The organism is Haloarcula salina (assembly GCF_010119195.1).
GTDB classification, from domain to species: Archaea; Halobacteriota; Halobacteria; order Halobacteriales; family Haloarculaceae; genus Haloarcula; species Haloarcula salina.
This window is the reverse complement of record NZ_WRXL01000003.1, coordinates 16,802-36,651: the sequence shown is the minus strand read 5'-3', so window position 1 is coordinate 36,651 and position 19,850 is coordinate 16,802. Positions and strand designations below refer to the sequence as shown.

Annotated in this window: 21 protein-coding genes and 2 tRNA genes; 14 read left to right on the top strand and 9 right to left on the bottom strand. The window is 68.7% G+C overall.

Features of this window, described 5'->3' with window-relative positions; all coding sequences use genetic code 11:
* Window positions 1–2 precede the first annotated feature (2 nt).
* Both GM656_RS08585 and GM656_RS08580 read left to right on the top strand, forming a co-directional pair.
* The gene (locus GM656_RS08585) at window positions 3–965 is read left to right on the top strand and encodes a carbohydrate ABC transporter permease (protein WP_162413263.1); all 963 of its coding nucleotides are present in this window, start codon (window positions 3–5) and stop codon (window positions 963–965) included.
* Entirely contained in the window at window positions 965–2,044 is a 1,080-nt protein-coding gene (locus tag GM656_RS08580) for a sugar ABC transporter permease (RefSeq protein WP_162413262.1), read from the top strand. Before GM656_RS08585 ends, GM656_RS08580 begins: the two co-directional genes overlap by 1 nt.
* Here the strand turns inward: GM656_RS08580 and GM656_RS08575 are convergent.
* The gene (locus GM656_RS08575) at window positions 2,025–2,648 is read right to left on the bottom strand and encodes a DUF4864 domain-containing protein (protein WP_162413261.1); all 624 of its coding nucleotides are present in this window, start codon (window positions 2,646–2,648) and stop codon (window positions 2,025–2,027) included. The two genes, GM656_RS08580 and GM656_RS08575, sit on opposite strands and share 20 nt — an antisense overlap.
* Before the next feature lie 114 nt (window positions 2,649–2,762).
* On the opposite strand from GM656_RS08575, the gene GM656_RS08570 reads away from it, so the two are divergent.
* Window positions 2,763–3,683 (top strand): sodium:calcium antiporter, encoded by a 921-nt coding sequence (locus tag GM656_RS08570; RefSeq protein WP_174242955.1) that lies wholly within the window; start codon window positions 2,763–2,765, stop codon window positions 3,681–3,683.
* 5 nt (window positions 3,684–3,688) lie between these two features.
* On the opposite strand, the gene GM656_RS08565 is transcribed toward GM656_RS08570, so the two are convergent.
* Window positions 3,689–4,396: a nucleotidyltransferase family protein gene (locus tag GM656_RS08565; RefSeq protein ID WP_162413260.1), complete on the bottom strand. Its 708-nt coding sequence runs from the start codon at window positions 4,394–4,396 to the stop codon at window positions 3,689–3,691.
* A gap of 75 nt (window positions 4,397–4,471) precedes the next feature.
* On the opposite strand from GM656_RS08565, the gene GM656_RS19065 reads away from it, so the two are divergent.
* From GM656_RS19065 to GM656_RS08555, 3 genes are all read left to right on the top strand, one after another.
* Window positions 4,472–4,636: a hypothetical protein gene (locus GM656_RS19065; protein ID WP_174242954.1), complete on the top strand. Its 165-nt coding sequence runs from the start codon at window positions 4,472–4,474 to the stop codon at window positions 4,634–4,636.
* Window positions 4,637–4,677: 41 nt separating this feature from the next.
* Window positions 4,678–4,863, top strand: coding sequence for a hypothetical protein (locus GM656_RS08560; protein WP_162413259.1), 186 nt, complete (start codon window positions 4,678–4,680; stop codon window positions 4,861–4,863).
* A 182-nt stretch (window positions 4,864–5,045) separates the two neighbouring features.
* Window positions 5,046–5,789, top strand: coding sequence for a DUF429 domain-containing protein (locus tag GM656_RS08555; RefSeq protein ID WP_162413258.1), 744 nt, complete (start codon window positions 5,046–5,048; stop codon window positions 5,787–5,789).
* A gap of 71 nt (window positions 5,790–5,860) precedes the next feature.
* Here GM656_RS08555 and GM656_RS08550 read toward each other — a convergent pair whose 3' ends face one another.
* Window positions 5,861–6,055 (bottom strand): cold-shock protein, encoded by a 195-nt coding sequence (locus tag GM656_RS08550; RefSeq protein ID WP_053967073.1) that lies wholly within the window; start codon window positions 6,053–6,055, stop codon window positions 5,861–5,863.
* A 2-nt stretch (window positions 6,056–6,057) separates the two neighbouring features.
* The gene (locus GM656_RS08545; RefSeq protein ID WP_004515390.1) at window positions 6,058–6,252 is read right to left on the bottom strand and encodes a cold-shock protein; all 195 of its coding nucleotides are present in this window, start codon (window positions 6,250–6,252) and stop codon (window positions 6,058–6,060) included.
* Between the two features lie 210 nt (window positions 6,253–6,462).
* Between GM656_RS08545 and GM656_RS08540 the strand changes: the two genes are divergently transcribed.
* On the top strand, window positions 6,463–7,653 hold the full coding sequence (locus tag GM656_RS08540; RefSeq protein WP_162413257.1) for an ATP-binding protein: 1,191 nt from the start codon (window positions 6,463–6,465) through the stop codon (window positions 7,651–7,653).
* A gap of 52 nt (window positions 7,654–7,705) precedes the next feature.
* Entirely contained in the window at window positions 7,706–8,212 is a 507-nt protein-coding gene (locus GM656_RS08535; RefSeq protein ID WP_162413256.1) for a hypothetical protein, read from the top strand.
* On the opposite strand, the gene GM656_RS08530 is transcribed toward GM656_RS08535, so the two are convergent.
* Together GM656_RS08530 and GM656_RS08525 are read right to left on the bottom strand one after the other, a co-directional pair.
* Window positions 8,213–9,628, bottom strand: coding sequence for an FAD-dependent oxidoreductase (locus GM656_RS08530; protein WP_162413255.1), 1,416 nt, complete (start codon window positions 9,626–9,628; stop codon window positions 8,213–8,215). It abuts the gene before it with no gap.
* Window positions 9,629–9,698: 70 nt separating this feature from the next.
* Window positions 9,699–12,716, bottom strand: a complete 3,018-nt coding sequence (locus tag GM656_RS08525; protein WP_162413254.1) for an FAD-binding and (Fe-S)-binding domain-containing protein — start codon at window positions 12,714–12,716, stop codon at window positions 9,699–9,701.
* A 325-nt stretch (window positions 12,717–13,041) separates the two neighbouring features.
* On the opposite strand from GM656_RS08525, the gene GM656_RS08520 reads away from it, so the two are divergent.
* Both GM656_RS08520 and GM656_RS08515 read left to right on the top strand, forming a co-directional pair.
* Window positions 13,042–13,515, top strand: coding sequence for an Hsp20/alpha crystallin family protein (locus GM656_RS08520; protein ID WP_162413253.1), 474 nt, complete (start codon window positions 13,042–13,044; stop codon window positions 13,513–13,515).
* A 165-nt stretch (window positions 13,516–13,680) separates the two neighbouring features.
* Window positions 13,681–14,352, top strand: a complete 672-nt coding sequence (locus GM656_RS08515; RefSeq protein WP_162413252.1) for a class I SAM-dependent methyltransferase — start codon at window positions 13,681–13,683, stop codon at window positions 14,350–14,352.
* 49 nt (window positions 14,353–14,401) lie between these two features.
* Here GM656_RS08515 and GM656_RS08510 read toward each other — a convergent pair whose 3' ends face one another.
* Window positions 14,402–14,647 (bottom strand): hypothetical protein, encoded by a 246-nt coding sequence (locus tag GM656_RS08510; RefSeq protein WP_162413251.1) that lies wholly within the window; start codon window positions 14,645–14,647, stop codon window positions 14,402–14,404.
* Window positions 14,648–14,837: 190 nt separating this feature from the next.
* Between GM656_RS08510 and GM656_RS08505 the strand changes: the two genes are divergently transcribed.
* Window positions 14,838–15,947 (top strand): hypothetical protein, encoded by a 1,110-nt coding sequence (locus GM656_RS08505; protein WP_162413250.1) that lies wholly within the window; start codon window positions 14,838–14,840, stop codon window positions 15,945–15,947.
* A gap of 112 nt (window positions 15,948–16,059) precedes the next feature.
* The gene (locus GM656_RS08500) at window positions 16,060–16,266 is read left to right on the top strand and encodes a hypothetical protein (protein ID WP_162413249.1); all 207 of its coding nucleotides are present in this window, start codon (window positions 16,060–16,062) and stop codon (window positions 16,264–16,266) included.
* A 210-nt stretch (window positions 16,267–16,476) separates the two neighbouring features.
* Here the strand turns inward: GM656_RS08500 and GM656_RS08495 are convergent.
* Window positions 16,477–16,550 (bottom strand) — tRNA-Phe (locus GM656_RS08495).
* 481 nt (window positions 16,551–17,031) lie between these two features.
* A tRNA-Val gene (locus GM656_RS08490) sits at window positions 17,032–17,105 on the bottom strand.
* Between the two features lie 97 nt (window positions 17,106–17,202).
* Here GM656_RS08490 and GM656_RS08485 point away from each other — a divergent pair.
* On the top strand, window positions 17,203–17,814 hold the full coding sequence (locus GM656_RS08485) for a DUF192 domain-containing protein (protein WP_162413248.1): 612 nt from the start codon (window positions 17,203–17,205) through the stop codon (window positions 17,812–17,814).
* A gap of 40 nt (window positions 17,815–17,854) precedes the next feature.
* Window positions 17,855–19,771: an ABC transporter ATP-binding protein gene (locus GM656_RS08480; protein ID WP_162413247.1), complete on the top strand. Its 1,917-nt coding sequence runs from the start codon at window positions 17,855–17,857 to the stop codon at window positions 19,769–19,771.
* Window positions 19,772–19,850 lie beyond the last annotated feature (79 nt).

Genomic DNA, 19,850 nt, shown 5'->3' with positions numbered 1-19,850 from the left:
CCATGAGCACGGTCACACGCGCCGCCGACCGGATCGAGTCCGTCCCGTTTCTGGACCGGGGAGACGCCTCGCTGTTGCTGGTGTTGCCCGGATTGTTCGTCTTCTCCGCGTTCATGCTGTTTCCCGTCCTCTATCTGGTCGGCATCTCCGTCACCAACGCCGACCCGGCGAACCTCTTCGCCGGCGAGGGCGTCGTCGGCGTCCTGACGTTCGGCGACGCGGCGTTCGTCGGCTTGCGAAACTACGCCGACGTGCTGACCGACCCGCAGTTCTGGAACTCCTTCGGCGTGACGTGGCTGTTCGTGGCCACGAGCGTCACGCTCAAGATCGGCGCGAGTCTCGCCATCGCGCTCGTCGTCACCAGCGACCTGGTCCGGGGCAAGCGCCTCCTGCGCGCGCTCATCATCTTCCCGATGGGCCTGCCCCCGATCTTCACCATCACGGTCTGGCGCGGCATCTTCAGCTCCGCGAAGTTCGGGCTGATGAACCAACTGCTCTCGGCCGTCGGGTTCGGATCGGTGGCGTGGCTGTCCGGCCGCTGGACCGCCTTCGTCGCGTACAACGTCACGGAGGCGTGGCTGGCGTACCCGTTCATGGTCATCATCACCGTCAGCGCGCTCCAGGACGTCCCCGAGGAGCTTCACGAGGCCGCGGTCGTCGACGGCGCGGGCTTCCTCGCGCGCTTCGCCCACGTCACGCTGCCGTCGATCAAGCGGCCCGTGCTGTTCGCGTCGATACTCACCTCCGCGGCGTCGTTCCAGCAGTTCCTCATCCCCTACGTGTTCAATCAGGGCGGTCCCGCGCGGGCCAACGAGCTCATCGTCGTCTACGGCTACCGCGAGGCGCTCGCCTTTCAGGAGTACGGTCGCGGCGCGGCCATCAGCATCGTCGCACTGGCCTTCATCGGCGCGTTCATGTGGCTGAACGTGAAGAAGGGTCGCCTCGCCGACGGGGTGAGCGACTGATGCTGTTCGACGCCATCGCGCGGAAACTCGCCGGCGACGCGAAGGCCATCGCCGCGACGCCGGCCCGGACGCTCCGCAACTGGTCCTACACCGTCCGCGCGGTCCGACGCGGCGAACTGCCCGCCTCCGCGGTCCTCAAGGTCGTCCTCTCGACCATCGGGGCGACGCTGGTGGTGCTGGCACTGCTCTTTCCCATCTACTGGATCCTGACCGCCGCGCTCTCGGGCTCCGGCAGCTCGCTATACACCTCCGAGAGCTTCACGCTGTTCCCCGCCGAGCCGACGCTGAAGCCCTTCGTCTGGGTAGTCGGCGACCTCATCCTCCCGGCCTACACGGTCTCCGCCGGGGTTCCGTTCACCGACCTCGCCGTCGTGTTCCAGACGCCGGGCATCGAGCTGCTCGACGCGTCGGAGTTCGGCGTCGACCGGCCCTCGGAGTTCAAGCGGTTCCTCTGGAACAGCCTCACCGTCGCCGTCCCGACGGTCCTCATCGCGATGTCGCTCATCGTCCCGGCGGCGTACGCGCTGTCGCGCCGGGAGTTCCTCTTCCGCCGGAAGATCCTGTTCGTCTACGTGCTGATGACGCAGGTCGGCGGCGGCCTCGGCGTGGCGCTGCTCATCGGGATGTACGCGCTGTACGTCCAGTTCGGCATCAACGACAACAAGCTGGCGCTCGCGGTGTACTACGCGGCGACCGCCGTGCCGTTCAACACGTGGCTGCTGAAGACGTACATGGACGGCATCCCGGTCTCCTACGAGGAGGCGGCCGTCGTCGACGGCGCGCCGCCGTGGCGCGTGGTGACGGAGGTCATCATCCCGATGTCGACCGCCGGGCTGGCGACGGTGTTCATCTTCGTCTTCCTCACCGGGTGGACCGAGTTCGTCGTCGCCCAGACCCTGCTCGGCACGGAGAACTACACGCTCCCGGTCGGCCTGTACGCGCTGGTCGACGAGTACTCCATCCCGTGGGCGCGCTTCTCGGCGTTCGCGCTCACGTTCGCCTCGCCGATCATGCTGGCGTACCTGTTCGCCCAGCGCTACATCGAGGGCGGGCTCTCTTTCAGCGGGATGGAGGGGTAGCGGACACCCCGGTCGTCATCCAGCAGCCATCGTATCGCGCCCCGTCCTGGCGTTCGAGATACCACGTGTAGGCCGTCGCCGTCCCGTTCGCGTCGTAGACGGTGACGGGCTGCGTGGCCGTGTCCCCGTCCCGGTCGAGCGGCCCGTACCGGACCGCCGTCGCGTTCAGAAGCGGCCGAAAGCCCCGTCTGATCGTCCCGACGAAGTTGTCGTACGAGCCCGCGACCGCCCGGTTCGACGGCGCGGCGAAGCGCCAGGTCGTATTGATGCCCTCGTTCGTCGCCGGGTCGTTGTTCCGCAGCGCGAGCACCTGCACGTGGACGACCAGCCCCGGCGGCCGCCGGCAGGTCGGACGCAGGTCGAGCACCCGCGGCTGTGTCACGGCCGACGCGTTCGCTGCCGTGACGTTGCCCCAGTACTCCCGCTCGGCACCCTGCAGGCCCGCCGCTTCCCCGGCCCCGTCGGGCGTCTCGTCGGTCGGCACGGCCGCGGGCGTCACAGTGGTTTCGGCCGCTGTCTGTCCCCCGCCGAACAGCGCCCCGCACCCCGCGAGGAGCGCGACGGCGCAGACGACTCCCAGTCGGACGACCCAGTCCCGTGCCATACGTGACCATGTATCTGTACGGCCTTCGCTGTTCGGCTGTCTCGCCCCGCTCGGTGGACCGCACTGTCCGCGCGGGTCAACGCTTTTGAGCCGCGGCACTGTCACTCGAATCACATGGTGGCCCTCGACGCCGCGGGGTTTCTGGCCGGACTGGCGCTCCTCCTCCTCGGCGCCGACAGGACGGTGCGGTCGGCGGCCGAACTCGCCCTCTACTACGGCGTCTCCACCTTCTTCGTCGGCGTCACCGTCGTCTCCATCGGCACGTCGATCCCGGAGATGACCACCTCGGTCTACGCCGCGACCTACGGCGCCGGCGACCTGCTCGTGGGGAACATCGTCGGCTCCGAGACGGCGCAGATCACGCTGGCCATCGGTATCGTGGCGCTAATCTCGCCGATCGCCGCCGAGCGACGGAACGTCCTGGTCTACGGCGGTGCGATGGTGCTCGCCATGATCATCATGATCCTCACGCTGGAGGACGGCGTCACCCGCTCCGAGGGATTGTTGATGATGCTCGCCTACCTCATGTTCATCCACGACCTCTACTCCAACGAGGGCGGCGAGGAGATCACCGAGGAGGTCATCGAAGACGAGGAACCCCCGGCGCGGGCGCTGCCCCAGATCGCGGTCGGGATCGGACTCGTAATCGTCGGCGGTCACCTGCTGGTGACCAACGGCGTCGCCATCGCGACGGTCGCGGGCATCCCCGAGTACCTCGTCGGGGTCCTGACGGGCCTGGGAACGACGGCCCCGGAGATCGCCGTGGCCGGCATCGCCGCCCACGAGGGCCGCGAGGGCATCTCCGTCGGGTCGCTGCTCGGGAGCAACATCACCGACCCGGTGTTCTCGCTCGGCGTCGGCGCGCTCGTCGCGGACGTCACGCTGGCCGACCCGGCGGCCGTCGCCGCGTCCGTGACCTACATGCTGGTCGTCTCGCTCGGCGTCCTCGGACTGCTGTACTGGCGGCGGGGCATCGGTCGCCGGGAGGCCGTCGTCTGCGTGCTCCTGTATCTCCCGTCGCTCGCGCTGTTCTGACCGCCTCAGCCCAGTCGCTCCTCGACGGCGGTCACGTCGCCTGGCTCGTTGACGTTGTGACACCAGCCGTCCAGTTCGACGGCTTCGACGCGGTGGCCCGCCGTCAGGAGCAGGTCGATGGCCGCCGGGAGCTCGTACTCGCCGCGCTCGGACGGCCGTGTCAGCGCACAGGCGTGGTCGATGGCCGGGTCGAACGCGAAGAAGCCCCGCGAGACCAGCGTCGACGGCGGGTCGTCGGGCTTCTCGACCAGCCCCGTCACGCGGCCCTCGCCGTCGGTCGTCACCACGCCGGTCTGTCCGGCCTCCTCGCGGCCGACTTCCTCGACTAGGAGCGTCGCGCTCGCGTCGGTCTCGCGGTGACGCGCGACGACTTCACGGAGGTTCGCCCGACAGACGTTGTCGCCGTTCATCGCGACGAACGTCCCGTCGACGGCGGGGGCGGCCCGTTCGAGCGCGTGTGCCAGCCCCAGTCGTTCCTCCTGGCGGACGTACTCGATCGGCACGTCCCGGTAGCGCTCGCCGTAGCGGGCGACGATGTCGTCGCCGCGGTAGCCGACGACGGGGATCAGTCGGTCGACGCCGACGGACAGCAGCGCTTCGAAGCAGTGCGTCAGCAGCGGTTCGCCGGCGACCTCGACCAGCCCCTTCGGCTCGTCGTCGGTGAGCGGGCGCATCCGCGTTCCCTCGCCGGCCGCGAGTACGACGCCGTCCATGTGCGTCGGGACGGCCGGCCCGCGGAAATGCCTGTGGGCGTTCGAGTTTTGGGCGCGGCGGACGAATGCGTGTACATGCCCGAGCAGTTCGACTGTGACACTTGCGGGCGGTCGGTGACGGCAGACGACGCGATTCGCCGGGAGACGATGGGGGACCTCGACCGAACCCAGTGGCAGACGCTGTGCTGTCCCGACTGCGGGGACCGCCTCCGGACGGTGTTCGTCGGCCCGGACGGGTGACGGGGAAAGAGCCAGGAGGCCGTAGAATGTGACTTACTGGCATGGAAGACGAGGCCTGGCAGTCGGTCGACATCATCCGCAACAACGACGGCGTCCCGCACGTCCTCCAGCAGAAGGTGCTCGTGTACACGAGCGGCGTCTCCGAGGAGTCGGCCGGCTACACGAAACCGACCATCGAGCACCGCCTCGTGGCGCTGCAGGAACTCACGAAGTTCGGCGACACGTAGGTCGTCGGACGAGTAGGCGGTCGCTGAGGGGTTCGTAGGAACCGTCTACGCACGCTTTCCGTGGCGGTCCTCGGCCGCTCCGAGCGCGGCGGAAGGGCGCGGTGGCGCCCCGATCGGCGAGACCGTTCGGGCGAGAGACACCTCGGGGTACACTTTTGCGTCCCTCGCGCCCAGTGTCGATAATGGTCGAACCGCTGTACGTGGGCGTCGTCTGGCGCGGGGACGTCTGGCTCGCCGTCGCCTTTACCGGCGACGGCTTCGACCACGCCGAGACGTTCGACGGTGTCGGGGCGTGCTGGTCGCGCTACGAGGACCGCGCGCGGCGAATCCTCGTCGACGTGCCGATCGGGCTGGTGGAGTCGGGCGACCCGACGCGGCGCTGTGACGCCCTCGCGCGCTCGGTGCTTGGCGACCGGGCCGAGACGGTGGTCTCGCCCCCGGTCAGGGAGGCGACCCGGAAGCGGCGCTACTCGACGGCCGACCGCGTCCACCGGCGCAAGAGCGGGCGGGACCTCACCGAACGGGCCTTCGACCGCAGCGAGGGGATCGCGCGTCTCGACGAACTCCTCCAGGAGCTGCCCGAGGCCGCCGCGGTCGTCCGCGAGTCCCACCCGGAAGTCTGTTTCCGGGCCGTCGCCGGCGACCCCCTCGAGTTCTCGCGGGAGACCGCGGCGGGCTACGCCGAGCGGATGCGGACCCTGGCGCGCTACGACCGCGACGCCGCGCCGACGGTCCAGAAGGCCGCCGAGGCGACCGGCGGCGCGGACGTGACCGTCGCCGACGTGCTCGACGCCGTCGCGCTCGCGTACACTGCTCGTCCGGGCGACGGCGACCTGCGGACGCTCCCGGCCGACCCGCCGACCGACGCCGTGGGGCTGCCGATGGAGATCGCTTATCGGGCGGCATCGCCGCTCTCCGGTGCGTAACGTCGGCGACCGCCGGCACAGCCGCCGCTCGCCGGTGATACTGATGTTCGGACTGTAGACAGAAGGCCGTCTTACAGCCGCGTGAGGTTGGTCGCGCGCGGACCCTTGTCCGCCTGCTCGATGTCGAACTCGACTTCCTGCCCCTCTTCGAGGTCAGGGCCGCCGACGTCTTCCATGTGGAAGAAGACGTCCTCGTCCGCATCGTCGGTCTCGATGAAGCCGTACCCGCCCGTGTCGTTGAAGAAGTCGACAGTGCCTGTCGCCATTGTTAGAGCCGTGTGACGTTGTTCGCGCGCGGACCCTTGTCCGCCTGCTCGATGTCGAATTCGAGCTCCTGTCCTTCCTCGAGGTCCGGGCCGCCGATGTCTTCCATGTGGAAGAAGACGTCCTCGTCCGCGTCCTCAGTGTCGATGAAACCGTAACCGCCAGTGTCGTTGAAGAAATCAACCGTTCCTTTCGCCATTGCAACCGAACAGAGGCCAGCACCACGGATAACAGTGTCGGTACGCGTACCGCACCGTTCGACGGCCTCGTTCGGCGGACAGACGCCGTCTTTTACTCCGACAGTATCGCAGGTGGGACTCACTTCGGTCTCTCCGGGCCGTCCGCCAGCCGACGCATTAGCGACTCACTAACGAAATCCACGTCCCGAGTTATCGACGACGATCATCTCATGGACGCGAACGCGCGGGCCCGGCTCGCCCCCTGGCTGCTGATCGGCTACGGGTTCGCGCTCGCCGTCGTCGCCGTCGGCTGGCACCTCGGCGTCGAGGCACGACAGCTGGGCCGGCTCGGCGGACCGATGCTCGCGCTCGCCCTGGACGGCGTCCTCCCGCTGGCGCTGGTCTACGGCGGCTACCGGCTCGTCAGGACCGCGACGCCGGGAGAACAGATCTGGACGGTGTTCGTCTGGAGCGTCGTCGGCAGCGCGTCGATCGGCGGTCTCATCGGTCTGAGCGTACTCGTCCGTCAGTTCGAGGGCGGGACGGTCGCCGAACCGGTGTTCGTCACGCTGCTCTCGGTGGAGGCGGGCGCGGTCGCCGGCCTCGTCGCCGGCTACTTCGCGATACGGGCCCGACAGGACGCCGACCGCGCGGCCCGAACCGCGAGCACGCTGACGTTCGTCAACGACTTGCTCCGCCATGACCTGGCGAACGGGCTGCTCGTCATCGACGGCCGGGCGTCACTCCTCCACCGACAGCTCGAGTCTGTGGACGCCAGAAACGCCGTCGAGGCGATCCGCGAGCAGGTGACGGAACTCGACAGGGTCATCGACAACGCCGGGGCCGTCGCCGAGACGCTCGCCGGCGACGCGACGTTCGAGCCGGTCGACGTGGTCGCCGTTACCCGAGACGTGGTCGACCGCCTCCAGCGAACGCGCGACGTGCCCATCGACGTCCGGGGACCGGACGAGGCGGTCGCGCGCGCCAACGACGCCGTTCGCCCGGTCCTCTGGAACCTCGTCGAGAACGCGGTCGAGCACGGTGCCGTGGCGGCCGATCGAACCGACCGGGAGGCCGACCGGGGACGGACCGAGGTGTCGACCGACAGATCGCGGGCACCGGGGGCCGACGCCGCGCTCGCCGAACGCGGCGACCGGCCGGCGGTAGTCGTCGGGATCGACGTGACCGACGACGCCGTCGAGATTCACGTCTGCGACGATGGCCCGGGCGTTCCGGCCGACAGGCGCGACCGGATATTCGACCCCCGGGCGGGCGAGACCCACGGCGGCGGCCTCCACCTCGTCGAGACGCTGGTCGACAGCTTCGACGGCGGGGTCCGTCTGGCCGAGGACGCGGCCGGGTCGCCGTGCCCCACTGACATGCGCGGCGCGCATTTCGTGGTGACGCTCCCGAGGGCGTGAGTCACGTTCACACGACCGATGCTTCTTGACGCTGGAGCGAGCAGTCGGTGGTATGCTCCGTCGCTTGCAGACCCAGGGCCCGGCCGTTCTCGTGCCGTTCGCCTGGGCGCTCGTGGCCCTCGCACACCTCGATATGGTTCCCGGGCGGGGTGTCCTCGTCTTCCACCTCGTCGTCGCGCTCGTCGTCGCGGGCTTCACCGCCCGCTCCTGGGACGAGATGGCGTCCGGCGTCCTTCGGATCTGGCGCGACATCCTGCTGGTGGGGCTCGTGCTGACGGTCGGCGGCGTCGTCGGCCTGCTCGTCATCCAGGTGCGCGAACCGTTCCTGACCGTCGCGATACTGGGCTGGATGGCCGTCCCCGCCGTCGGCCTCTTTTACACCGGAAAACGCGTCCCCGAGGCCGAGCGGGTGTATCTGGCCGCCGCGGGACTGAGTGCCCTCGGCGCGGCGGTCTACGCGGCCGCGCTGTTCCCGGCCGAGACGCCCCTCCTGCTCGGCGGGATCGCACTGGCGCTCGTCGGGCAGACCGCCGGTATCGTGACCGCGGCGTCTCGGTAGTCAGTCGAGCGAGCCCCGGAGGACCTTCGCCGCGACCAGCACCGGGTCCCACACCGGGCTGAACGGCGGCGCGTACGCCAGGTCGAGGCGTTCGAGTTCCGCGCCGGTCAGGTCGCTTTCGAGCGCCGTCGCCAGCGTGTCGATGCGGATGGCCGCCCGGTCGCGCCCGGCGATGGCTCCGCCGAGGAGCCGTCCGGTCTCCCGGTCGGCGGTCAGCGTCACGGTCGTCTCGTCGCCGCCGGGGTAGTAGCCCGAGCGCGACCCGGCGGTGATCGTCTCCGAGACCGGGTCGAAGCCGGCCGCGCGCGCCTCGTCGTGGTCGAGAATACCGGTCCGACCGCACTCCAGTTCGAACGCCTTGACGACCGCCGTCCCGGCGATGTCGCCGACCGGCTCCCGGTCGCCGGCGACCGTCTGGCCGATGGCCCGGCCGGCGCGGTTGGCCGTCAGCCCGAGCGGGACCCACGCCGGTTCGCCCGTGACGGCGTGGCGCATCTCCGCGCAGTCGCCGGCGGCGTAGATGTCCTCGACGGTCGTGCGACCGTAGTCGTCGGTCGCGACCGCACCGGAGCCGCCGAGCTCGACCCCAGTCTCCGAGAGCAGGTCGGTGTTCGGGCGGATGCCGATGCCCACGAGCGCCGCGTCGACGCCCGTCGTGCCGCCCTCGTGGGCGACGGCGGTGACGTGGTCGTCGCCGACCAGTCGCTCGACGCTCGTGTCCAGGTGGAGGTGGACCCCCCGGTCGCGGAGGTGGTCGGCCGCCCGCTCGCCGACCGCCTCGCCGAACGGCGGGAGGACCTGCTCGGGTCGCTGGAACAGGTGCGTTTCGAGTCCGCGAGACCGGAAGGCCTCCGCCATCTCGACGCCGACGTAGCCGCCGCCGACGATGGCGACGCGCTCGGGCGGCGTCCGGTCGGCGTAACGCTCGACCAGCGCCCGGTCGACCTGCTCAACGGCCGCGATATCGTCGTCGTCCGGGTCCGAGAGGTACGCGCGGATGGCCGCCGCCGAGTCGAGTCCGTGCAGGGTGAACACGCCGTCGAGGTCGGCTCCGGGAATCGGATCCGTCACGGCGTGCGCGCCGGTCGCCACGAGCAGGGCCTCGTAGGACTGCCGGGTCGTCTCGCCGTCGTGTTCGACCGTCACCGCCTTCGCGTCGGCGTCGACGGCCGTGACCTCGTGGTGCCGTCGGAGGTCGATGCCCCGCTCGGCGGCGTCCTCGGGCGACAGCGAGAGCAGGTCCGTCAGGCGCTCGACCTCGCCTTTCACGTAGTAGGGCGTCCCGCAGTGGGCGTAGGAGATCCACGCGCCCTTCTCGAAGACGAGCACGTCGCGTTCCGGTCGCTCGCGGGCGAACTTGCTGGCGGCGCTCAGTCCGGCGGCGTCGCCGCCGACCACGACGAATGGATCTGACATGTGGTACCGTCCGACTGCCCGGTACCTAACTGTTGAGTTACCTGGGGGTGATCCCCAGCGCCGTGTGCCGTCAGGCCAGCGCCGCCGCCAGCTTCTCGACCGGGTGGGGCGGCTCGCCGTCGCGCTCGTCCCAGTCCTCTAGCTGGGTCCGACAGGACGCACCGGGCGCGACGACCGTCTCGCCGCGGCTGTCGCCGATCTGGTCGAACAGGATCTCGCCGATGGCTCTGCTCATCGAGAAGTGCTCGCGCTCGTAGCCGAAGGAGCCGGCCATGCCGCAACAGCCGGAGTCGAGCGGGTCGACCTCGTAGCCGGCCCGCCGGAGGACGCCGACGGCGTGGTGGTCCTTCTTCGTCGCCTTCTGGTGGCAGTGGCCGTGGTAGGTCAGCGTCTCGCGCCCGGCGTTCCAGTCGACGTCCTCGTCCAGCCGGAAGGCGTCGAGGTACTCGCAGACGCCGTAGGCGTTCGCCGCCAGCGCCTCCGCGTCCGGCCCCGAGAGCAGGTCGAGATAGTCCGACTGGACCATCACGGCATCGCTCGGCTCGACGAGGACCACGTCCCAGCCGTCCTCGACCGCGGGGGCGAGCGCGTCGACGTTCGCCGCGGCCGTCTCCTGGGACTGGTCGAGGAAGCCCTTCGAGTGGGCCGGTCGGCCGCTGTCGGTCCGGTCGGCCAGCGCGACGTGGACGCCGGCGGCTTCGAGCACTCGGACGGCCGCCTTGCCGACCTCGGGGTGGCTGTAGTTCGTGTAGGTGTCGGGAAACAGCAGGGCCCTGCGCTCGGCCTCGCTCTCGGGGATCTGCGGGCCCCGCTCGTCGAACCAGTCCTGCAGGGTCTCGCGCTCGAAGCTCGGGAGCGTCCGGTCGGGCGCGATGCCGACCGTCTTCGCCAGCACCGTCCGCGCGCCGGGGACCTTCGTCGCGAGGTTCGACAGCGGCGCGAACGAACTCCCGAGGCTCGCCAGCAGGTCGACGTTCGCGAACAGCCGGTCCCGGAGGCTGGAGCCGTGTTCCTGGTGGTGGGCGTGGGTAACTTCGGCTTTGAGTTTGGCCATGTCGACCTCGCTCGGGCAGTCCTTCGCACAGCCCTTGCAGCCGATACAGAGGTCCAGCACCTCGCGCATGAACTCCTCGTCGGTGGGGTCCTCGGGCAGGTCGCCGCTCATCGCCTGCCGGAGCATGTTCGCCCGGCCCCGCGTCGCCGTGATCTCCTCGTCGGCCGCGCGGTAGGTCGGACACATCACGCCGCCGGTGGTCTCCTGCGGGCCGCGACAGCCGCCACAGCCGTGACAGAGTTCGACCATCCCCTGCATCCCGTTCTCGGTGTCCCACTCCAGCGCGGGGTCGAAGCCCGCGTCGAAGTCGTAGTCGGGATCGAACCGGAGGTGCTCGGTCATGTCCACGTCGCCACAGACCTGGCCGGGGTTGAGTATCCAGTCCGGGTCGAACGCCGACTTCAGGCCGCGGAAGGTCTCCCAGAGGTCCTCGCCGTACAGCTTCTTGTTCCACTGCGTGCGGGCGCGGCCGTCGCCGTGCTCGCCCGAGACGCTCCCGCCGTACGTGACGACGAGGTCGGTCACCGCGTCGGCGATAGACTCCATTTGCTCGACCCCGTCGACGGTCTTCGTGTCGACGAGCGGGCGGATGTGCAGCACGCCGGGCCCGGCGTGCGCGTAGAACGAGGCGAAGGTGTCGTGGTCGTCGAGAATCTCCTGGAAGTCCGCGACGTACTCCGGGAGGTTCTCCGGCGGGACGGCGGTGTCCTCGACGAACGCGGCGTGTTTCGCGTCCGTCGTCCGCGAGAGCAGGATGGGGAGCCCCGACTTGCGGAGCTTCCAGAACTTCGTCCGCGTCTCTTCGTCGTGGGCCTCCATCGCGTCGAAGGCCCGAACCGGGGCTGCTGCGACCGGGCCGCCGTCGGTCGGGTCGGCGACGGGATCGACGCCGGCCGTCCGGTCGGCCAGCAGGTCGGCGACCTTCTCCTTGCCCGCGGCGTCGTCGTCGGCGTAGAACTCAACGATGAGGACCGCCCGCGTCCCCTCGGGGAGCATCCCGACCACGTCCTCGAACTCCGCGGTGTCCCGCGCGAGGTCGATGAGCACGTCGTCGAGCACCTCGACGGCCGCCGGGTCGTGTTCGAGGATGTCCGAGACGTCTTCCATCGCCTCGATGAGGTCCCCGTAGGCCAGCAGCGCCATCGACTTCGTCTCGGGGAGCGGTTCGAGAGACACCTCGGCCTCGGTGACGACGGCCAGCGTCCCCTCGCTGCCGGCCAGCAGCGAGGCGACGTTGAGCGTGCCGTCTTCCGCGTCCTCGAGGACCCAGTCGAGGTTGTAGCCCGAGACGTTCCGCTTGAGGTCCGGGTACCGGGCCTCGATCTCGTCGCCCTCCTCGTCGAGAATCCGCTCGATTTCGGCGTAGATGCGGGCTTCGAGGTCGCCGTCCGGGTCCGCCCGCTCGCGCAGTTCCCCGCGGGTCACCTCGCCGAAGGTGGTGACGGTGCCGTCGGCGAGGACCACCTCGCACTCCTCGACGTAGGCGTCGGTCTTGCCGTACTGCAGGGAGTGCGCGCCGGTGGAGTTGTTGCCGATGGCCCCGCCCAGCGCGCTCTTGTCGCCCCACGCCGGGTCGGGAGCGAACTTCAGGTCCTCGGCTTCGAGCTCGGCGTTCAGGTCGCCCAGCTTGACCCCCGGCTGGGCGCGCGCCCGCCGCTCGTCCGGACGAAACGACACGAGGTCGGTCATGTGCCGCGAGAAGTCGAGGACGACGGCCTCGTTGACGGTCTGGCCGGCGAGGCTCGTCCCGCCGCCGCGTGGCAGGACCGGGATCTCGCGGTCGGCGCAGTAGGAGACGACCGCCGACACGTCCGCCGTCGAGCGCGGGAAGACGACGCCGATGGGCAGCGCCTCGTAGATGCTCGCGTCCGTGGCGTACAGCTGTCTGGAGTACTCGTCGAAGCGGACCTCACCCTCGATCCGGGAGTCCAGGTCGTCGACGAGGCCGGACCGGGTGACGCTGTCGTTCCGGTAGTCGTAGTTCGATGCCTCGTCCGCCGCTGGGTCGGCCCGGATGCCGGAGTCGGTTGCCATGGTGTGTCTCGAACCTCGCTGTCTCCGCCCGGCCGCGCCGCCGGGCACTCGTCGGGTCTCTGTCCCGGCTAGTTCCACGGCCGACAAAATAGTTCCGTTACGGGGTATCACTTCACACTGTCCGGACCAGCGGGACGCGCTGTCCTGCGCTCACCGGGACCGTAGCGCCCTCCGAATTGGGCTCCCCGCGGCCGCACCAGTCGTTCCGAGACCAGGCCGCCGTCTCATCGAGCGTTGACCGAATACCCCACCAAAGCTATTTTCAGGCCGTGATAGCACTGTTCTCGCAACGGTTAATATCGATACTAGCCTATATTAGGGCGTTATGACGACCCGACACGACCCCTTCGAGAACATGTACCGATTCTTCGAACAGGCGCGACGCTCCATGTGGGACGACGCCCGAACGGGTGGCGACGCCGGGTCGGCCCTGCCGGCCCGACGCTCCGCCGGCGGGTGGAACGGCGACCACGGCTGGCCCACCGTCGACACGAACGTCGACGTCGAGGAGACCGACGAGGGCTTCGTCGTGATGGCCGACCTCCCGGGCTTCGAGAAGGACGACCTCTCGATCCGCTTCGACGACGACGTCCTCGCCATCCACGGCGAGAGCGAGGTCAGCGAGGAGCGAGACACCGTCGCCTCCCGCCGCAGTCGGCGCGTCGACGAACGGCTGGCGTTCCCCGCCTCCGTCCTCGAAGACGAGATCTCGGCGTCGTACCACAACGGCGTCCTCGAAATCACGCTCCCCGTCGCGGCCGACGACGCCGACGACAGCCACCGGATCGACATCGAGTGACTGCGCCGTCGTTTCAGCCCATTCGGCAGCATCCTCGCTTGCTTATCGCACCGTTAATCGTCACGTCGAGAGCGTGAATCGCTCGTTAAGTCGGCGGAATCCTCATTTTACAGCCTATATAAGAATGTCGACAGATGCCGTCGGAACCGACGAGACTGACAGCGTATGTCCGAAGCCACGTGGGACGTTCAGGACGGCGCGATCGTGGAGCGGCCACGCAACGTACGGGAGCACCCGCTCCTGGAGCGGATCTACCAGCGTCACGACCGGCTGATCGCCGCGCGGTTGCCCGCCGGCCGCACGCTCGAACTCGCGTTCGGCCAGCACATGCACCCGCGAGCGGACATCGGGCTCGAAGGGTGGCCGTCGAACGCGACGGCCGTTCGGAAACCGGCACTGGCCGGCGACGCCCGCTCGCTGCCGTTCGCCGACGACAGCTTCGACGCGGTCATCGGCCGTCGCTTCCTCCACCACGTTCCGCCTGAAGACCGCGAGCGAATCATCCGCGAGGCCGCTCGCGTCCTGCGTCCCGGCGGCCGGCTCGCCCTCCTCGAAGGAACGCCGGGGCTGTACCGCCGGCTCACCAAAGGCGCGGCGTTCCGCCTCGGCGCCCTCGAGGAGGACACCGACATCTACGGCCACCTCTCGGAGACCGCCGTCACCGACCTCGTCGAAGCGGAGTTCGACCTCGTCCAGTCGCGGACGCTCGGCTCGCCGCTCATGCTCGCGAGTATCTCGGAGTCAGACCTCTCGGCCCGGCTCCTCGACCTCTACGAGCGGACGCAGTTCGTCAAGTGGTGGACGTTCGCCGTCGGCGAACTCCCCGTGGAGGGCTGACTTCGGCTCGGTAGCTCTTGCGTCGCGGTCTCCTGGTGGTCCGGGCGCGCTACAGGTCGACGGCCACGCGCAGTTCCGTGTCCGTGATCGTCTCGATGGCGTCGCCGGACACCTCGATGTCGTCCTCGTCGGCGTCACCGAAACCGAGCCCCTGGATCCAGGCCTCGGTGAGGTCCGGCTCCGGCTCGACGTACGCGACCTGGGCCTCCGGATCGACCTCAGTGACGATCCCGATCTGCTCGCCCTGCGCGTCCATGAGGAACTTCCCTTCGTCTTCCGTCGACAAGACTGACATAGTGGTTGTCACGACCGCTCGAATTTTCAAATAGCTGTCGGTTATTCGCGCCGCCGAATCTGCCACCGTCGGTGCTCCCTCGGTGGCCGATACCACAGGGATGAGCCCCGCTGTCGGCACCGACGGCGACGCTCACATTGGCATCGGGCCGCCCGAAAGCGATTTACCCGGCCACCCTAACGAACGGGTCGTGCGACGTAGACACTATCTCTCCGCACTCGGGACGGGCGTGCTCGGGAGCGCCGCCGGCTGTAGCAGGGCGCAGACAGCGGTCCAGAACCGCAGCGCAGCGTCCGGATTCGATTTTCCGCCCGGCATCTCCGTCGACGGGGTCGAGAATCCGACGCGGCTGATCGCCGGCCACCACGAGCAACTGCAGTCGATGACGTTCACGGCGGAGTTCGTCGACCGGTCGGATAACTACTTCATCGACGGAAAGGAGGGACGCATCCGTTCGGCCGGGACGCCCGACTACACCCGATGGGAGGTCGCTCACCGCGTGTCGCCACACACCACCCTCTACATCGACCCGAACGTCCGCTACATCGAGCGAAGCGCAGAGCGGAAGGCCGAGCTGTACGTCGGGGACGCCGCCGGGAGTAGCCGCCCGTTCTCACAGGCGGTCGCCGACAGCGTCGCACCGCGGTTCCGAGAGGCGCTCGAGGCCCCCTTCGGCAGTGGAGACCTCGAAATCCGGAGCGAGGGCGGGACGGACGTCGCCGCCTTCACCGTCACCTCGGCCACCACTCGGACGGTCGAGTCGGTAGACCACATCGAACTCGCCGTCGACGAGAACGGACTCATCCGGCGACTCGAGGCCCGATACACGGGAATCAGACAGAACCCCGCCCAATCGACGTACGAGCGGGAGTACCGCTACCAGATCGACATCGGTGCCGAGCCACCGGCGGCGCTTTCGGGTCTCCCCGACCGAGCTCGTGCGTTCCCGGCCTTCGGCGTCGAGTGGCGCGACGAAGGGCGCGTGATGGAGCTGACGAACACCGGGGGCGGGGACGTTCTCGGGAACAGCTCGACCGGCTTTTTGGTGGGCCGCCTGACCGTCAACGAAATGGTAGGGGGAGCCGACATCTCGTTCGAACCGCCGTTTTCCCCCGGCGAGACGCGGTATCTCTTCGACCGCGACGGCCTCGTACTCGCCGACGCACCGCCGGACGACGCGTCCACGGTCCTCCGTACCGACCGGCCTCCGCTCTTCCATTACTACAACAGATGGGACGACGGGAACGGTCCCGCTCGGCTCAAATACTCGGCCGAGTGCGACGACCTCGACTGCTCGTGAGGGGTTGACTCGGGGACGCTCCCGCCGCCAGTGCGGGGTCTGGACGACCGCCGCTCGACGGTCTTCACACGCAAGCCCGCGACGTATGCGTCCGCGCCACGTTCTCGTTCCCATGCCCGATCTCGGTAGCCCTGTCGGCTTCGATCTCGCGACCGTCCTCACTGGCTCGGGGCTCACGCTGTTACTCTCCGCCGCCATCGCCGCCTATGGCAACCGGCTATCCTTCGATCCGGCAGAGCTGTACGCGCTGTCTGGTGCCGGACTCATCGTCGCTGGCGTCGGGTTCGGCGCCCTGCTCGTTGCGACGGGACGGCGATAGTCACCGAATTGCCTCACACGCTTGATTCATTTCCCGTCGCCGCTGCTCGTCGAGCGAACTCACAGACGTGCCCTCGGAGCGTGCCCGAACAGAGGTCGTTCACCTCGTTTCCGCTCGGCGCTACGCCTTCCAGGGGTCGAATCCGCTCGGGCACATTCGTCACTGCTCACCGACACGGTCGCATTGCTCTCCCACTGATTCGAAAGAAAATGCCGCCTCCCGGATTTGAACCGGGGACAGCTCGATCTTCAGTCGAGTGCTCTCCCAGTCTGAGCTAAGGCGGCGCGCACTCCAAGCGACGACGAGGGTAGAAAAAAGGATTTCGAAAGCCGGCGGGCGTTCGACTGCGTCGTACGAGCCCCCCTCACGCCGCGCTACGGGAGAAACAGGTCGGCGCTGTCGAACGTCTCCCCGCAGTCGTCGCACTCGTACTCCGTTCCGTTAGCCGTCGAGACGTGCCCGCTGCACTGCGGACACGTCGACCCGTCTATCATGATCTGCGGTAACGCAACACTCGGTATATGCCTTTCGGGAGCTATTGCCACAGAGACAGTTCCAGCGGTCGAGGATTCGCGTCGCGCTGACTGGCGTCCGTTGGTAGAACTGGGTCGGGGTGTCCTCGTAAGCGACACGAACGAGGTCTCGGTAGAGCAGCGCTCTCCCTGCGGATTCGAACCGGGAGATGGTTGGCTTCGCTCGTCTTCCAGGGTTCGGACCGCCCGGTAGACAGATTCATCGCTCACGGAATGTTCGCGATAGAATCGATGGGTCCGGGCGGATTCGAACCACCGGCCTCGGCCTTGTAAAGGCCACGTCATAACCAACTAGACCACGGACCCGCATTTCACCGTTCCCCATCGGCAGGAATAACGCTTTCTCTCTCGGCCGGCAGTGGGCACCGACAGTATTACCCACGCGCTCGCCGACACTGGTGATATGCAGCGCCGTCTCGCGGTTGGGATCGCCGTCGCCGCCGTGGCCGTCGTGGTCCTCGTCGGTGCCGCGACGGTCCTGCCGGGGCTCTGGGTCGACGTCGTCGGCGTCGGCGAGTACGAAGAGGGGACGGTGACGGTTCGCGAGGGGACGGCGACGGCCGCCGACCCGACCGCGACCGAGGGGGCGACCGACGCTGGAACGGCGGGCGACAGCGCGACGCCGGCGACGACCGTCGCCGTGCGCGAGCGCGGGGCCGGCGAGGCGCTCGGGACGGTCGAGGTGCGGATCGCCGAGACGGGTACGCAGCGTTTCGTCGGACTGAGCGAGACCGAGTCGCTTGGGCCCGACGAGGGGATGCTGTTCGTTCACGAGTCCGAGGAGACACACACCTACGTCATGCGGAACATGTCGTTCCCGCTCGACATCATCTTCGTCGCGGAGAACGGCACGATCACGACGATTCACCACGCGCCGACGCCGCCCGAGGGCGAGCAGTACAGCGAGCGCTACTCGGGTTACGGAAAGTACGTCCTCGAAGTGAATCGCGGGTGGACGAACCGGACCGGTGTGACCGTGGGCGACCACGTGGAACTGCCGGCCGAGGCCGCGTAGCCCGACGCCCTTTTGCGGGTTCGACCCCTCCGATTCGACAATGGATATCGACGCGGGCGCGGACGACGACGCGTTCGAAGACGCACGGGAGCGCGTCGACCGGCCGATGCTGCGACTGTTCACCGAGTACGGCCGCGGCCAGCGCGGCGCGTTCGCGGTCGGCCTCGTCAGCTCGATCGCCGCCCGGATGCTCGACCTGCTCCCGCCGCTGTTGCTCGCGCTCGCCATCGACGCCGTCATCCGTCAGGAGGCGGCCTACAGCCTCTTTCTGGTGCCCGACGCCTGGATTCCGCCGGGACAGAGCGCCCGCCTGTGGCTCACGGCCGGCGTCGTCGCCGCCTCGTTCGGACTCGGCGCGGTGTTTCACTGGAGCCGTAACTGGGGGTGGAACAAGTTCGCCCAGCACGTCCAGCACGCCGTCCGAACGGACACCTACGAGACGATGCAGCGGTTGAACATGGACTTCTTCGCCGACAAGCAGACCGGCGAGATGATGTCGGTGCTGTCCAACGACGTGAACCGGCTGGAGAAGTTCCTCAACGACGGCCTGAACTCCGCTTCGCGGATGGTCATCATGGTCGTCGGCATCGCCACGTACCTGTTCGTGATGAACTGGCAGCTGGCGCTCGTCGCGCTCCTTCCGGTCCCGATCATCGCCGTGTTCACGAGGCGGTTCATCGAGACCATCCAGCCCAAGTACGCCGAGGTCCGGTCGACCGTCGGGAAACTCAACTCCCGGCTGGAGAACAACCTCAGCGGCATCCAGATCATCAAGACCGCGAACACCGAACCGTACGAGGCCGACCGGGTCGAGGACTCCTCGCAGGACTACCTCGACGCGAACTGGGACGCCATCGAGACGCGCATCACCTTCTTCCCCGGCCTCCGACTGGTCTCCGGGATCGGCTTCGTCGTCACCTTCGTCGTCGGCGGCCTGATGGTCATCGGGCGGCCGCCGGGGCCGCTCACGGCGAGCCTGACGCCCGGCCAGTTCGTCGCCTTCATCATCTACACCCAGCGGTTCGTCTGGCCGATGGCCCAGTTCGGGCAGGTCATCAACATGTACCAGCGGGCCTACGCCTCCGCCGAGCGCGTGTTCGGCCTGATGGACACGCCGGGCCGCCTCGCCGAGGTCGAGGACGCCCCGCCGCTCGAGGTGACCGAGGGGGCCGTCGAGTACGACGACGTGTCCTTCGGCTACGACGACGAGGCGGTGCTCTCGGACGTGTCCTTCGACGCGGACGGCGGCGAGACGGTCGCGCTCGTCGGGCCGACCGGAGCGGGCAAGTCGACGGTGCTGAAGCTCCTGCTCCGGATGTACGACGTGAACGAGGGCGCGGTCCGAATCGACGGCCAGGACGTGCGCGACGTGCAGATCCAGAGCATCCGGCGGGCCGTCGGCTACGTCAGCCAGGAGACGTTCCTCTTCTACGGCACGGTCCGGGAGAACATCGCTTACGGCTCGTTCGACGCCACCGACGAGGAGATCGTCGCCGCGGCGGAGGCCGCCGAGGCCGACGGGTTCGTCCGGAACCTCCCCGACGGGTACGACACGATGGTCGGCGAGCGCGGCGTCAAGCTCTCCGGCGGCCAGCGCCAGCGCATCGCCATCGCCCGGGCGATCCTGAAAGACCCCGAGATCCTGATCCTCGACGAGGCGACCAGCGACGTGGACACGGAGACGGAACTGCTCATTCAGCGCTCGCTCGACGACCTGACCGCCGACCGGACCACCTTCGCCATCGCCCACCGCCTCTCGACGGTGAAGGACGCCGACCGCATCCTGGTGCTCGAAGACGGGCGCATCGTCGAGCGCGGGACCCACGACGACCTGCTCGCGGCCGACGGCCTGTACGCGAACCTCTGGGCCGTCCAGGCCGGCGAGATCGACGAACTGCCCGAGGAGTTCGTCCGGCGTGCGGTCGAGCGGCGGGCGCGGACCGACGCGGACGACTGAGGCCTCGCCGGACTGGACGCGGCCGCCCGGAAACCGGGGACGACAGCCCGTGTGACACACAACGTTATCAGGGTGTGCC

Excerpts from the sequence above, each read along its gene's own strand:
- GM656_RS08575 (WP_162413261.1), bottom strand. The coding sequence starts at position 2,648 with ATGGCACGGGACTGGGTCGTCCGACTGGGAGTCGTCTGCGCCGTCGCG.
- GM656_RS08580 (WP_162413262.1), top strand. The coding sequence starts at position 965 with ATGCTGTTCGACGCCATCGCGCGGAAACTCGCCGGCGACGCGAAGGCC.
- GM656_RS08570 (WP_174242955.1), top strand. The coding sequence starts at position 2,763 with ATGGTGGCCCTCGACGCCGCGGGGTTTCTGGCCGGACTGGCGCTCCTC.
- GM656_RS08560 (WP_162413259.1), top strand. The coding sequence starts at position 4,678 with ATGGAAGACGAGGCCTGGCAGTCGGTCGACATCATCCGCAACAACGAC.
- GM656_RS08585 (WP_162413263.1), top strand. The coding sequence starts at position 3 with ATGAGCACGGTCACACGCGCCGCCGACCGGATCGAGTCCGTCCCGTTT.
- GM656_RS19065 (WP_174242954.1), top strand. The coding sequence starts at position 4,472 with ATGCCCGAGCAGTTCGACTGTGACACTTGCGGGCGGTCGGTGACGGCA.
- GM656_RS08540 (WP_162413257.1), top strand. The coding sequence starts at position 6,463 with ATGGACGCGAACGCGCGGGCCCGGCTCGCCCCCTGGCTGCTGATCGGC.
- GM656_RS08565 (WP_162413260.1), bottom strand. The coding sequence starts at position 4,396 with ATGGACGGCGTCGTACTCGCGGCCGGCGAGGGAACGCGGATGCGCCCG.
- GM656_RS08485 (WP_162413248.1), top strand. The coding sequence starts at position 17,203 with ATGCAGCGCCGTCTCGCGGTTGGGATCGCCGTCGCCGCCGTGGCCGTC.
- GM656_RS08530 (WP_162413255.1), bottom strand. The coding sequence starts at position 9,628 with ATGTCAGATCCATTCGTCGTGGTCGGCGGCGACGCCGCCGGACTGAGC.
- GM656_RS08525 (WP_162413254.1), bottom strand. The coding sequence starts at position 12,716 with ATGGCAACCGACTCCGGCATCCGGGCCGACCCAGCGGCGGACGAGGCA.
- GM656_RS08550 (WP_053967073.1), bottom strand. The coding sequence starts at position 6,055 with ATGGCGACAGGCACTGTCGACTTCTTCAACGACACGGGCGGGTACGGC.
- GM656_RS08510 (WP_162413251.1), bottom strand. The coding sequence starts at position 14,647 with ATGTCAGTCTTGTCGACGGAAGACGAAGGGAAGTTCCTCATGGACGCG.
- GM656_RS08500 (WP_162413249.1), top strand. The coding sequence starts at position 16,060 with ATGCCCGATCTCGGTAGCCCTGTCGGCTTCGATCTCGCGACCGTCCTC.
- GM656_RS08515 (WP_162413252.1), top strand. The coding sequence starts at position 13,681 with ATGTCCGAAGCCACGTGGGACGTTCAGGACGGCGCGATCGTGGAGCGG.
- GM656_RS08545 (WP_004515390.1), bottom strand. The coding sequence starts at position 6,252 with ATGGCGAAAGGAACGGTTGATTTCTTCAACGACACTGGCGGTTACGGT.
- GM656_RS08520 (WP_162413253.1), top strand. The coding sequence starts at position 13,042 with ATGACGACCCGACACGACCCCTTCGAGAACATGTACCGATTCTTCGAA.
- GM656_RS08555 (WP_162413258.1), top strand. The coding sequence starts at position 5,046 with ATGGTCGAACCGCTGTACGTGGGCGTCGTCTGGCGCGGGGACGTCTGG.
- GM656_RS08535 (WP_162413256.1), top strand. The coding sequence starts at position 7,706 with ATGCTCCGTCGCTTGCAGACCCAGGGCCCGGCCGTTCTCGTGCCGTTC.
- GM656_RS08480 (WP_162413247.1), top strand. The coding sequence starts at position 17,855 with ATGGATATCGACGCGGGCGCGGACGACGACGCGTTCGAAGACGCACGG.